Origin of the sequence: Maridesulfovibrio sp. (assembly GCF_963666665.1) — a bacterium.
Classification (GTDB): domain Bacteria; phylum Desulfobacterota; class Desulfovibrionia; order Desulfovibrionales; family Desulfovibrionaceae; genus Maridesulfovibrio.
Map to the genome: position 1 here is coordinate 186,050 of NZ_OY762999.1, position 12,197 is coordinate 198,246.

The 12,197-nt window shown below is 47.8% G+C and carries 11 protein-coding genes; 7 read left to right on the plus strand and 4 right to left on the minus strand.

Features of this window, described 5'->3' with window-relative positions; genetic code table 11:
• Position 1 precedes the first annotated feature (1 nt).
• Both ACKU40_RS00795 and ACKU40_RS00800 read left to right on the plus strand, forming a co-directional pair.
• On the plus strand, positions 2–1,276 hold the full coding sequence (locus ACKU40_RS00795) for a TRAP transporter large permease (protein WP_320174643.1): 1,275 nt from the start codon (positions 2–4) through the stop codon (positions 1,274–1,276).
• A gap of 234 nt (positions 1,277–1,510) precedes the next feature.
• On the plus strand, positions 1,511–1,885 hold the full coding sequence (locus tag ACKU40_RS00800) for a hypothetical protein (RefSeq protein ID WP_320174644.1): 375 nt from the start codon (positions 1,511–1,513) through the stop codon (positions 1,883–1,885).
• Positions 1,886–1,956: 71 nt separating this feature from the next.
• Here the strand turns inward: ACKU40_RS00800 and ACKU40_RS00805 are convergent, their stop codons facing one another.
• Positions 1,957–2,670 (minus strand): GntR family transcriptional regulator, encoded by a 714-nt coding sequence (locus ACKU40_RS00805; RefSeq protein ID WP_320174645.1) that lies wholly within the window; start codon positions 2,668–2,670, stop codon positions 1,957–1,959.
• A 299-nt stretch (positions 2,671–2,969) separates the two neighbouring features.
• On the opposite strand from ACKU40_RS00805, the gene ACKU40_RS00810 reads away from it, so the two are divergent.
• From ACKU40_RS00810 to ACKU40_RS00830, 5 genes are all read left to right on the plus strand, one after another.
• Positions 2,970–3,980 carry an amino acid ABC transporter substrate-binding protein gene (locus ACKU40_RS00810; protein WP_320174646.1) on the plus strand — a complete coding sequence of 337 codons (1,011 nt, stop codon included), beginning with the start codon at positions 2,970–2,972 and terminating at the stop codon, positions 3,978–3,980.
• 72 nt (positions 3,981–4,052) lie between these two features.
• The gene (locus tag ACKU40_RS00815; RefSeq protein WP_320174647.1) at positions 4,053–5,432 is read left to right on the plus strand and encodes an ABC transporter permease subunit; all 1,380 of its coding nucleotides are present in this window, start codon (positions 4,053–4,055) and stop codon (positions 5,430–5,432) included.
• Position 5,433: 1 nt separating this feature from the next.
• Entirely contained in the window at positions 5,434–6,522 is a 1,089-nt protein-coding gene (locus ACKU40_RS00820) for an amino acid ABC transporter permease (RefSeq protein ID WP_320174648.1), read from the plus strand.
• Between the two features lie 12 nt (positions 6,523–6,534).
• Entirely contained in the window at positions 6,535–7,314 is a 780-nt protein-coding gene (locus ACKU40_RS00825; protein ID WP_320174649.1) for an amino acid ABC transporter ATP-binding protein, read from the plus strand.
• A gap of 9 nt (positions 7,315–7,323) precedes the next feature.
• Positions 7,324–8,151: a glycerophosphodiester phosphodiesterase family protein gene (locus ACKU40_RS00830; RefSeq protein ID WP_320174650.1), complete on the plus strand. Its 828-nt coding sequence runs from the start codon at positions 7,324–7,326 to the stop codon at positions 8,149–8,151.
• Between the two features lie 54 nt (positions 8,152–8,205).
• Here the strand turns inward: ACKU40_RS00830 and ACKU40_RS00835 are convergent.
• The 3 genes from ACKU40_RS00835 to corA form a co-directional block, all read right to left on the minus strand.
• Positions 8,206–9,440, minus strand: a protein-coding gene (locus ACKU40_RS00835; protein WP_320173021.1) for an IS3 family transposase whose coding sequence is annotated in 2 segments (ribosomal slippage) — positions 8,206–9,086 and positions 9,086–9,440 — 1,236 coding nt in all. Because the reading frame shifts where the segments join, the coding sequence is not laid out codon by codon here.
• Between the two features lie 106 nt (positions 9,441–9,546).
• On the minus strand, positions 9,547–10,833 hold the full coding sequence (locus tag ACKU40_RS00840) for a dicarboxylate/amino acid:cation symporter (protein ID WP_320174651.1): 1,287 nt from the start codon (positions 10,831–10,833) through the stop codon (positions 9,547–9,549).
• 273 nt (positions 10,834–11,106) lie between these two features.
• On the minus strand, positions 11,107–12,171 hold the full coding sequence (corA, locus tag ACKU40_RS00845; RefSeq protein ID WP_320174652.1) for a magnesium/cobalt transporter CorA: 1,065 nt from the start codon (positions 12,169–12,171) through the stop codon (positions 11,107–11,109).
• Between the last annotated feature and the right edge of the window lie 26 nt (positions 12,172–12,197).

The following is a 12,197-nucleotide window of genomic DNA, read 5'->3' on the forward strand; positions in this document are numbered from 1 at the left end:
CATGGAAGCAGTATTGCTCGGTTCATTTTTGGGTCTGACCTTTCTGGGAGTTCCGGTCGCGTATGCTCTGGGCCTTTCCGTATCAATAATTCTCTACTACTACATGGAAATACCGCAGGTCATGATCACTCAGGTCATGTACTCCGGCATTGATTCCTTTTCCTTTATGGCCGTCCCTTTTTTCATGCTGGCAGGATCTTTTATGTCTGCAGGCGGCGTAACTTCAAGGCTTGTTAATTTTGCACAGGCTCTGGTCGGATCGTTTACCGGCGGTCTGGCTCAGGTTGTTGCGGTTTCGGGGATGTTCTTTGCAGCAATTTCCGGTTCGTCAGCAGCTACTACCGCCGCCATCGGCTCAACCATGGTCGATGAGATGGAGAAAAAAGGGTACCGCCGTGAATTGGCAACCGGTATCGTCGCTGCCGGCGGAACTGTAGGTATTGTTATTCCTCCATCCATTACTTTGGTTGTCTACGGGGTTATCGCAGGCGCATCCATCGGTGACCTTTTCATGGGGGGAATGATTCCCGGACTGGTCATGGGTCTGACCATGTGTCTGGTAAGCTACGTTATTGCCAAGAAAGAAGGTATTCCGGCGGAAGGATCATTCTCTTTCATTCATTTACTCAAATCCTTCAAGGATTCCTTTTGGGCATTGATGACACCGGTAATTATTATCGGCGGAATCTATGGCGGAATATTCACTCCAACCGAAGCTGCTGCTGTGGCAGCGGTTTACGGCATCTTTGTCGGTTTCTTCATTTACAAGGAACTGACCCTCAAGGATTTTCCGCGGATTATCTTTCAGGCTGTCATGGGAACCACAATGATTATGTTCATTGTCGGTGCTGCCAAGGTTTTCGGATGGATGCTCACAAACCTTGAAATTCCCCATCATATCGGGGCATACATTGTATCCCTGACCAGTTCTCCTGCTATGTTTCTGATCATGATGAACATACTGCTGCTCTTCATCGGTACGCTTATCAATGCTTCTGCTGCAGTTGTCATTCTGACTCCGATATTCCTGCCTGTAGCAGTCCAATTGGGAATTGATCCGCTGTTCTTCGGTGTGCTTATGGTTATCAACCTTGCAATCGGCTGTATCACACCTCCTGTAGGACTGGATCTGTTTGTTGCCAGCGCAATTACCAAGGTGCCTCTGGAAAAGGTTATGAAGGCTTCGACCCCATATCTGATAGCCCTGTTGGTTTCTCTGCTGGTAATGACGTTCTGTCCGCCGATCATCACATTCCTGCCGAACCTTCTGCATTAGTGTGACGTGGTCGGATTAATGGTCAGGGTATTAATAAAATAAATAACGGACGTGGTGTCAGCCAGGTTCATTATCCCTCACGCTCCCAGCCCCCGCAATCGATAACGGTTGCGGGGGTTGAGCTTATTAATAAGCAGGAGGAACTGTTTTTCCTTGCGGGGGAATGCATCTTGACGTTTGTAAAAACCGTTAATATCCCTAGCGCACAAAGCATAAAACAATCTTGGAGAAAATATGGACCAGTCAGCAGATTTGAAGGCGGAATACGAAAACAGACTCAAGGAATGTGAGAAAAACGGTGATTCCAGAGGTAAGGCCGAAACCCTTTATGAAATGGCTAAGCTTGAGATAAGTGAAGGCAATCAGGAGCAGGCTCTGCTTATGCTCATGGAAGCTTATTCGAGGTTTCAGAAGCTGGGTGAATCCAAAGGTCATTGCTTTGCCGGGGAATTGCTCGGACAACTCCTTTTTGTCTCCGGCAACATTCAGGACGGTTTGGCTGTTGTGCGCGAATCTTTCCGGGGATTTACAGAGATAGGTATGACCGAAGAAGCTGAAAAGACCGGCCAGTTGCTTGCTGTAATGGAAGAGCATGCCGAAGGGCAATAAAGATTTTTATCAAAACAAAAATGCCCGCAATTTCTAGGATGAAATTGCGGGCATTTTTATTGGATTGAAAATTAATTCTGGTCCACTCGCAGTTCAATAGCGTCAAAGCGCCAGTATTCGTGTTCTACTGTGAGTACTGTTTCTTTACCGTCGGTTTTAATGCGTCGGACGTAAATTCCCGGAGATCCGTGTGTGATCCCAAGATGAGATGTGACATCTTTCGGCAGCAGGAGCGGTCTTATGAGCAGGTTTCTTTGCTTCAGGCTGAGTCCGTATTCCTCTGTAACAACCTGGGTCATAGCCCTTTCGGCAGTTTTAGGGACAATTCCTTCCAGTTTTTCCGCATTAATATAGTTCAGGGTGCGGGCTACCTTCTGGTCATCAAGGAAGAAGGTGTTCTCCATGGAATAGACTTTCGTCCCGGCTGCAAATCCATCATCAGTATATGTTTCCATTTCTTCTTTGATGGTGATGATACCGTTGTCTTCTGTGGTCCATTCCGCTTTCCTGCCTTGTGATGCAGCCAGTTGGGCGAAGTTAACGTGGTCGGCGGGGTTGTAGACCATGCGGATGGGATTTACATACCATCCTTTTCGTTCCAGCCTGAAAATTTTACCGTCCCGCTGCAATTTCAGCAGGGCGTGGCGGATGGTGTTTCTGTTCAAGGCCAGTTCTGCGCAGAGGGTTCTTTCCGAGGGGAGTTTATCTCCCGGTTTCAGTTCTCCTGAAGCCAGTCGTTTCAGGATCAAGTTCTGCACTGTTTCGTAATATCTGGTTTTTTTCATGATTTAGTTGTGTTTTTAAGAGTTCAAGATTTCAACTTGGCACATAATTTTTTCAGAGTCATCACGAAGTTGTAACTTTTTTTTGTAAAAACTGGTTTAAACCAGTTGAGCTGATCTTGGCAACAGTGTATCACAGTTGCATACAGTGAGTTAACAGGATGGCTGTCATCGGAAATGGGAGAGATTTCATTTCCGAAGGGCGGCAATATCTATGCAGCGCAAATCCGTATTATATGATATACGGATTGGAATTCCCTCACAATGTTGCGTTGTGAAGTTTTGAGGGTGGAGGTAGTTAAATGTCTCTTTTTCGTACTTCTTTCATTTGTTTGATGATTGTGGCTATGGCATCCATTGCTCAGGCCGGCACCTTGGAAAACGTCAAGAAAGACGGCTTTCTTAAGGCTGGTACCCACATTGAAAACCCCGGTTTTTCCGCTCTGGACAGCAACGGTAATCGTGTTGGTTTTGATGTTGATTTTATCCGCGCAGTTGCTGCCGCTGTTAATGTTCCCGAAATCAAATACACCCCGCTTACATCCAAAGAGCGTCTGCCTGCTTTGCAGTCCGGTGAAATTGATATCCTTTCCCGCACAACCACCCATACCATGAGCCGTGACGTCAAGCTCGGCCTCGATTTTACCGTGACCACCCTTTACGATGGTCAGGGCATGATGGTCCGCAAAGAACTCGGTATCACTAATGCCAAGGATCTGGATGGCGCAACTGTTTGTCTGCAGACCGGTTCTACCACCGAGCTGAACATTTCCGACTTTTTCCGCAAAAACGGCATGAGCTTTACTCCTGTTGTTTTCGACAAACAGCCTGATGTCCGTAAAGCTTACGATACCGGTCGCTGCGACGTTCATACCACCGACGTTTCCGGCCTTGCTGCTCAGCGCTCCCTGATGGAGAAGCCCGCAGACCACATCATCCTTTCCGAAGTTATCTCCAAGGAACCCCTCGGTCCTGTTGTACGTCATGGCGACAACCAGTGGTCTGACATTGTCCGCTGGACTATCTGGCTGACCATGGCTGCTGAAGAAAAGGGTGTTACTCAGGCTAACGTTGAAGAAATGTTTGCCAAGAGTCAGGATCCCGAAGTTCAGCGTATGCTGGGTAAGACCGGTTCCCTCTGGACCGACCTCGGCCTTGATAAGGACGCTCCTGTACGCATCATTAAAACCGTTGGTAACTACGGTGAAATCTTTGACCGTAACCTCGGCCCCAAGACTCCCCTGCGCATGGAGCGCGGACTCAACAAGCAGTGGAATGAGGGTGGCCTCATCTACGCACCGCCTTTCCGTTAGGTCTATATAATGTAGTATTCGCGCCGGGAGTTTTCCCGGCGCGTTTTTTTATTTTAAGCAAAGGTTTTTTCTATGTCCGAACGTTTCGCACCGCAGGAAAAGGTTCCTTTCTGGCGCAGTCCGCAGGGAAGGGCTTGGATGTTCCAGCTCTGCATGGTCGGTGGTTTTCTCTGGCTGGCAGTTTCCATGTACCGGAATACACTGGTCAACCTTGAAACACGTGGTATCAGTTCCGGTTTCGGTTTTCTGGATCATGAAGCCGGATTTCGCATCGGCGAGGTGACCGGAATCCCCTTACCGCAGGGTGGACTGCTCTGGTTTCTGGTCAGCCTTGTAGCCGGGCTTGTAATTTCGCAGCTGATTTCACGTCACCTGAAGAGTAAGTCTGATCGGCCTATGAACAGCAAGTGGCTCTCAGTCTGTCTGCTGTTCAGCATCGGTTTGCCCATGCTGACACTCTATATCTTCCGGGACAGCGTTGAAATTGCGCATTATACGGAATCTTCCAGCTATTTCATGGCCTTGCTTACAGGTCTAGGCAATACCTTGAAAGTTACGGTCATCGGTTGTGTGGCCTCGACCATTCTTGGACTGCTGGTGGCGCTCGGACGTCTTTCCCCAAACTGGCTGCTTTCCAATATCTGCCGCTGGTATGTGGAGCTTAACCGTAACCTGCCTGTTCTGCTGCAACTTTTTTTCTGGTATTTCATCGTTCTGCAGCAGTTGCCCAATGTCCGTAAGTCCATTGATATCGGTGGCTGGTTGATCCTTAATAAGCGCGGGCTTTACATGCCTGCGTTGGTTCCTCAGCAGGGGGCGTGGCTCTTTTGTGCTGCCGTTGTTGTTGGATTTGCCGCTATCTGGGTCATTCGCAGACGGGCAAAGCGTATTCTTGATGAAACAGGGAAGCCTGTTAAAACTTTATTTCCTGGCCTTGCTGTGCTGATTGGTTTGCCTGCATTGGCATGGTTGGCCGGCGGACAGCCTTTTACTCTCGATTTCCCCGTACTCAAGGGCTTTAACTTCAAGGGCGGTACCGGGCTGACCCCGGAATTCACCGCGCTTGTGGTCGGGCTGACAGTGTACGTTTCTGCTTTCAACGCCGAGATTATCCGTTCCGGTATTGAGGCTGTTTCCAAGGGACAGCGCGAGGCCGCCCGTGCTCTGGCAATGAATGAGCGTCAGGTTATGCGTATCGTTATCCTGCCGCAGGCCATGCGTATCATCGTTCCGCCTATGACCAGTGAATATCTGGCTATCGCCAAGAACAGCTCTCTTGCTGTGGCTATCGGTTATCCCGAATTCGTCAGTGTCGGCGGAACTATCCTGAACCAGTCCGGTCAGGCAGTGGAGATTGTGGGCATCTGGATGGGTGTTTACCTGTGCATTTCCCTGCTCATTTCTTTTGGAATGAATATTTACAACAGCAAAGTAGCGTTGGTGGAGAGGTAGTATGATTCAAGATATTCCTGACAGACAGCCCCCGGCAACTCAGGTGGGGGTAATCGGCTGGGTGTGCAAGAATCTGCTCTGCCCTTGGTATAACGCTATGCTGACCGTTGTTTCCTGCTGGGCCATCTGGTCGGCGGTGGCTCCCTTTTGGGAGTGGGCGGTAACTAATGCCTCCATTACCCTCGACCCGGAAGTTGCCAAGGAATACACCGGGGCGGCATGGGGCTTTATACGTGAAATGTGGCCCGTGTTCATGACCGGGGTTTATCCTGCAGAAGAGCGCTGGCGTCCGCTGATCGCCCTGTGCATCGTGGTAATTCTGGTCAGTCTCAGTCTTGTGGCATCCTATCGTCGCAGCAGATGGCTTAAAATCCTCTGGTTTGTTTCACCCATAGTTGTTTTTGCTCTTGTTTACGGCGGCGAAATTATCGGTCTGCCCGTGGTGGGAACACACTACTGGGGGGGCTTGATGCTTACCATCATGCTTTCCATTGTCGCCATGCTGGCAGCTTTTCCCCTCAGCGTTCTGCTCGCATTGGGCCGTACTTCGGACATGCCTATCGCGAAACCGTTTTGCGTGGCCTATATCGAACTTATTCGTGGTGTGCCTTTAATCACTATTCTGTTCATGGCTTCCGTAGTTCTGCCCTTGTTCCTGCCTGCGGGTATGGAGTTGGATAAGGTTCTGCGTGCCTTGGTCGGTATTACCATGTTCTTTTCCGCCTACCTTGCGGAGAATATCCGTGGCGGTTTACAGGGCATCAGCAAAGGCCAGTACGAGGCTGCTGACGCGCTGGGCATGAGCTATTGGAAAAAGACCATCGTGGTAATCCTGCCGCAGGCTCTGCGCATTGTTATCCCGCCCATGGTCAACAACTTTATCGGAATCCTGAAAGATACTTCCCTCGTGGGCATCGTAGGTCTGGTGGACCTTCTGCAAATCGCATTCGCCACCACCTCCAACCCCAAATGGTTCGGCAGGCTGGAGGAAGCTTATGTATTCATAGCCTTCTGGTACTGGATTCTTTGCTACGCCCTTTCCAGCTACAGCCAATATCTTGAACGCAAGATGCCTTCCGCAAGTAAATAGAGGAGAAATATAATGACATCCCAGCACACAAATACAGCTACACATCTCGGGGACAGCCCGGTTGTGATCGATATACAGGGACTTAATAAATGGTACGGGCAGTTCCATGTACTGAAAGATATCAACCTTCAGATTCGTCAGCAGGAGAAGGTGGTTATCTGCGGACCGTCCGGTTCTGGTAAGTCAACCCTCATCAGGACTATCAACAGGCTCGAAGAGCATCAGGAAGGTTCCATCGTTGTTGACGGTGCACCGCTGACCAATGATGTGAAGCAGATTGAACGTGTCCGCCGCGAGGTGGGTATGGTTTTCCAGCAGTTCAACCTGTTCCCGCATATGACCATCCTCGATAACGTTATCTCCGGTCCCATTCATGTGCGCAGCATGCCCCGCAAACAGGCTGTTGATCTTGCTCATTCCTATCTCAAGCGTGTGGGTATCGCTGAGCAGGCCAATAAGTTTCCCGGGCAGCTTTCCGGCGGTCAGCAGCAGCGTGTGGCAATTGCCCGCGCCTTGGCCATGCAGCCCAAGATCATGCTTTTTGACGAACCCACCTCGGCCCTTGACCCGGAAATGATTAAGGAAGTTCTCGATGTAATGCGAGAGCTGGCTGAGCAGGGCATGACCATGATCTGCGTAACCCACGAAATGGGTTTTGCCCGTGAAGTGGCCGATACCATGGTTTTCATGGATAAAGGCCAGATCGTGGAATATGCACCGGTGAAAGAGTTCTTTACCGCACCCAAGGAAGAGCGCAGTCGCATGTTCTTGGAGCAGATTTTGAATCATTAGGATTATACAATGTCTTTATCTTTAATAAATGAGCGTCCTTTGATTTGGGCGCACCGCGGGGGACGTTCCCTTGCGGCTGAAAATACTCTTGCAGCAGTACGTAAGGCCAAAGAGGCCGGGGCAGACGGCTGGGAGCTTGATGTGCAGGTTACCAAGGACGGGGAGGTAATTATCCTTCACGACCTGAATTTGCTGCGGTCCACCAATGCCAGCGTTCATCCGCTGTTTATCGGTAATCCTCCGGCTCTGCCGTGGAGGTTCAGCCTTACCGAAATAAAGGAGCTTAGCGCTGATGTTTTCCCGCGCCGTTTTTGCCCGCCAAAATATATTGAGCAGCCTTGGCGGGAACTGCCGGAAAATCTTCCGGCTGATTTGCGCATCCCCACGCTGATTGAGGCCCTGAGACTCAGCAGGGAGCTGGATATGTGGATCAATGTTGAGATCAAGGATCTCAGCAAAGCGGTCCCGGATTCTCTTGCCGGTGATATTGTGGAAAAGGTGCTTGGAGTTATCCGGGCGCAATCCATGGATGATCAGGTGGTGGTTTCTTCCTTTAATCACGATTACGTGCGCAGGAGTAAAGAAGTCGCCCCGCATATTCTTACTGGAGTTCTGACCGAGCATAAATATGCCGGAGATCCGCTTGAAGCAGCCCGTATTGCTAATGCAGACGCTTGGCATCCGGGATTCCGCTTTCTTACCGAAGAGAAGGTCAAGGCCGCGCGTGATGCCGGATTGGCGATTAATCCATACACAGTTAATGAAGTGGATGATATGAAGCGGCTCACTGAGTGGGGTGTGACCGGGCTGGTTACCGATTATCCGCAGAATGCATAGATCGATTTCAAATGCTTGAGCCGTCCTAAAATAGATTGACGGTTAATTGGTTTACTACAGGGCTGTGGGGGTACCCCCACAGCCCTGTTTATGTATTTGGTTCGGTGTTTTCATTTTCAAACTAAGATGAGGACGTTCAGAATTATATATTTCAATAGACTCTTTTACGAGTGAATTTAACTCATCAAAGCTAGTGCATTTAACCACCAAAAATTCTTGTTTTAAAATTCCATTTATACGTTCAGCTAACGCATTTTGGTAACAATCATACCCATCTGTCATAGATGGGACCATTTCGGCTTTCTTGAGTTTGTTTTGATAAATGGACGATGCGTACTGCAATCCACGATCTGAATGGTGGATTGTTTTGTTTCGCGTTTTTCGGTTTTTGATAGCCATATCTAAAGCTTTAGTGGTCCCTTCGGCACTAAGATCAGAACTCAAATTGTGACCTACAATTTTTCTGCTAAAAGAGTCTGTGATTAGTGATAGATAGTATGTTTTATTTAACGTTTTTACGTAAGTTATATCACTAACAAAGACTTCTTCTGAATACTGAGGCTTAAACTCCTTCAATAAATTAGGATGTTTTTTGAGCCAATGCTTTGAATTTGTAGTTTTTGTGTAATTTTTTCTTGTTTTTATCAGTAAATGCTCTCTGCGCAATAATGCGAAAAAAGCATCCCGCCCAAGCTTGATTCCACGAGCTACAAATTTCTCACGCAATAAAAAATAAAGCTTACGCGTTCCCAGCCGAGGCATTCTGGCCCGCAGACTCAAAACAAGTTTCTTTACTTCTTGGAACTGTTTTTCCCGTACCTTATGGCGTTTTTCAGCCTGATATATCGATTGCCGACTCACCCCGAGCTGTCTACAGCAAGCAGATAAACTTATTTGCTTTGTTTCCTGAAGACCTCGTGCAGCTCGGGGGTAAGTTTTTTTCTTATGGAAGTACCCAGTTCTCTGTCAGAAATATCAATCATTTCGTTGAGAAGCATAGTTTTGATCTTCTCTTCCTGAAGCTCTTTTTCAAGACGCTTAATCTTTTGTGCTGGAGTCTCTTTGGATTTTGGCATTCTTTTCTGATGTACCATTGGCTTGCTCCAGTCAAGGCTGCCATGTTTACGAAGCCACTTTAAAACAGTGCTGCGACCTTGGATTCCATAGGCCCTTTGGGCCTGCTTGTAGGTCATTTCACCCTTTTCAACTAATGCCACAACGGACAATTTAAAGCCCATTGTGTAGTCCCGCTGAGTACGCTTTACTCTTTGAGTTTCTTCCTTTTTCATAAAATAGGTCCTTTGGGTGTAAACCTATTTCAGGACGGGACAGCTTAATTAAAAAGGCCGATTCCAGATGGAATCGGCCTTCTTTTTTGCGTTGTGGTACAGGTTTTTACTGTTGTGTTGCCTCGCGGGCTTCCCAGCATTCCTGATTAATTTCATTTTCGCTGTTGGCTACTGCACAGGTTACGGCAAGGTCGCCGGTAACGTTGGTACAGGTGCGGCCCATGTCAAGCAGGGCATCAATGCCGAAGATCATGGCATAGGCCAGTGCTGTGGGGGAGCCGGCTGTGATTTCCAGACCTACGGAGTTGAGCACGATCATGAGCATGATTGCGCCAGCACCGGGAATACCTGCAGTACCGAGGGAGGCCAGAATAGTGGTCCCGATGACGGTTATCTGCTGGCTGGCGGTCAGTGGTTCACCAATGGCGTAACCGATGAACAGGGCACATACACCCTGATAGATTGCGGTTCCATCCATGTTGATGGTTGCGCCCAGCGGCAGTGAGAAGGAGTAGATGCTTTTGTCTACGCCCAGTTCCTTGTCGGCAACTTCCATACTGATGGGCAGTACACCGCTGCTGGAGCGGGTTACAAATGCGGCAATGGAAGCAGTCTTAACTTTCTTGAAAAAGCTGATCGGGTTTACCTTGAAGAGCAGGAGTCCGCCACCGTAAATGAGGAAGATGTGGCAGGCAAAAGCAAGGTAGGTTGCGATTACAACCACGCCCAGAGGTCCGGCTGCTTTGGAACCCTGAGCACCGAAAACCACGGCGATAAGTGCGAACACACCGATGGGAACATATTGCAGTACCCAGTCGATGATGATGTACATTACTTCAGCAAGACCTTCGAAAAGGTAGAAAAGGGAGTCCCCTGCATTCTTGATGCGTGCGTCTTCGCTGTGGCGCAGCATGGAGATGGCAATACCTGTGATGATGCAGAAGAAGATGGTAGAGAGAACATCACCGGTGGTGATAGCGGCAAATGGGTTTTTGGGGATGATGTTGATCAGGATATCGAGAAAGGATGTTGCCTTGGGTGCTGCCACTTTGAGGGCTGCGCCTTCTGCTGCGAGTTCAAGGCCGTTACCGGGCTGGAGGAGGTTGCCGAAAAAGAGTCCGATAGCAACCGCAAATCCGGTGGTCAGCATGTAGAGGCCCATGCATTTGGCGCCTACTTTACCGAGCTGGCTGGGTTTTACGCTGCCTGCGCCTACGATGATTGTGGAGACGACTACCGGCATTACGATCATTTTCAGCGAGCGGACTAATATATCTCCCAGCGGAGACAGGACTTTTGCTTCAGGTCCTAAAATAAGTCCGGCAATGGCCCCTAATATCAGACCGATAATGATTCGAATCAACAGGTTACTTTTGAAGTACCAAGAAAACATCTTCCCTCCTGATGTAAGTTAAGAGTGTGTTCAAATAGAATTTTCAGATAAACAAAATTTCATTTATCGAAAAAATATGTGGGATTTTAAGAGAAATCCGGAAAAGTGTAGGGTTTGATAGCAGTTCTTGGTATTCTTCGCAAGGTTGAGGCGGTCTATAAAAAAAAGGACCTACGAGCTGTGTCGTAAGTCCTTGTAATTTTGAATATGTGCCTGCAGTTGAAGTGCTTTGGTCGACTGCGGTGGGTATAAAATGGGATTGTGTATGTTCTGTTATAGCCATTTTTTCAGTTTGAATAATACCAGCATTCCGGCAGAAATTGCGCCCATGATTATAATGGATAGATAAAATCCGTTCGGTGAATTCAATCCGGGTATGGTCGTGAAATTCATGCCATATAGTCCGGCAATAAAGGTCAGCGGGATGAATATTGTTGAAAATATGGTCAGGAATTTCATGGTTTCATTCAAGCGGGTCCCCATGTACATGCTGTAGGTGGTGAACAAATCGCCAAGAATATCTTTATAAATTTCCAGCGAATCCAATGCCTGATCCATCATATTCAATAGATCTTTCATGTAGGTTGTTGTGTCTTCGGAAATAAGCTCAGAATCAAGTTTATTAATTTTCAGGATAATCTCTTTTACTGGTCGAATTGATTTGCGGATGTATGCAATTTCACGGCGATAGAAATTTATGCTTTCCAGATGTTCGGGACACGGTTCTGTTGTGACTTCTTCTTCAAGGTCCTCAATCCTTTCTCCCGTGATTTCTATGACTTTAAGGTAGTTTTCAAGAACACAGTCCAGAAGTGTATAAAAGAGATAGTCTGATCCATTATTTCTTATTTTAGTTTTGTTTTTTTTGAGCCGTTTATGGATCGGATCAAAAATGGCATTCGGCTGTTCGTTGAATGAGATCAGATGGTTTTCACGTAGAATAAAACTGACTTGTTCGGCAAAAATCTCCTGCTCGGCATCAATTGAGACTAATATCTTCATAGTGGAGAACAGATAGTCCGGATACTCCTCGATAAAAGGACGTTGTTCTGTATCGAGTATATCTTCCAATGCAAGGGGAGAAATGCTGAAGAGCTCACCTAGTTCCTTCATCAATTCAGAATCGTGAACTCCGTCTATGTTTAACCAAATTTTTCCCGTGCGTTCGGGGGCTTCTGAAATAGAATTCAGTGACTCTATGGCCGTGTCGGTCAAGCTGGAGCTGTCGTACTTAATAAGTCTGAGTTCCGGTATGGAAATTTTATGTTGCCCGGTGAAAATCAACGATCCAGGAGGCAGTCCGGCTTTTTGATCTTTGTTCCTTAGAAATCTTGCCATAAATCCTCCTGAATTTTCTTTGGCGC

Excerpts from the sequence above, each read along its gene's own strand:
- ACKU40_RS00795 (WP_320174643.1), top strand. The coding sequence starts at position 2 with ATGGAAGCAGTATTGCTCGGTTCATTTTTGGGTCTGACCTTTCTGGGA.
- ACKU40_RS00800 (WP_320174644.1), top strand. The coding sequence starts at position 1,511 with ATGGACCAGTCAGCAGATTTGAAGGCGGAATACGAAAACAGACTCAAG.
- ACKU40_RS00805 (WP_320174645.1), bottom strand. The coding sequence starts at position 2,670 with ATGAAAAAAACCAGATATTACGAAACAGTGCAGAACTTGATCCTGAAA.
- ACKU40_RS00810 (WP_320174646.1), top strand. The coding sequence starts at position 2,970 with ATGTCTCTTTTTCGTACTTCTTTCATTTGTTTGATGATTGTGGCTATG.
- ACKU40_RS00815 (WP_320174647.1), top strand. The coding sequence starts at position 4,053 with ATGTCCGAACGTTTCGCACCGCAGGAAAAGGTTCCTTTCTGGCGCAGT.
- ACKU40_RS00820 (WP_320174648.1), top strand. The coding sequence starts at position 5,434 with ATGATTCAAGATATTCCTGACAGACAGCCCCCGGCAACTCAGGTGGGG.
- ACKU40_RS00825 (WP_320174649.1), top strand. The coding sequence starts at position 6,535 with ATGACATCCCAGCACACAAATACAGCTACACATCTCGGGGACAGCCCG.
- ACKU40_RS00830 (WP_320174650.1), top strand. The coding sequence starts at position 7,324 with ATGTCTTTATCTTTAATAAATGAGCGTCCTTTGATTTGGGCGCACCGC.
- ACKU40_RS00840 (WP_320174651.1), bottom strand. The coding sequence starts at position 10,833 with ATGTTTTCTTGGTACTTCAAAAGTAACCTGTTGATTCGAATCATTATC.
- corA (WP_320174652.1), bottom strand. The coding sequence starts at position 12,171 with ATGGCAAGATTTCTAAGGAACAAAGATCAAAAAGCCGGACTGCCTCCT.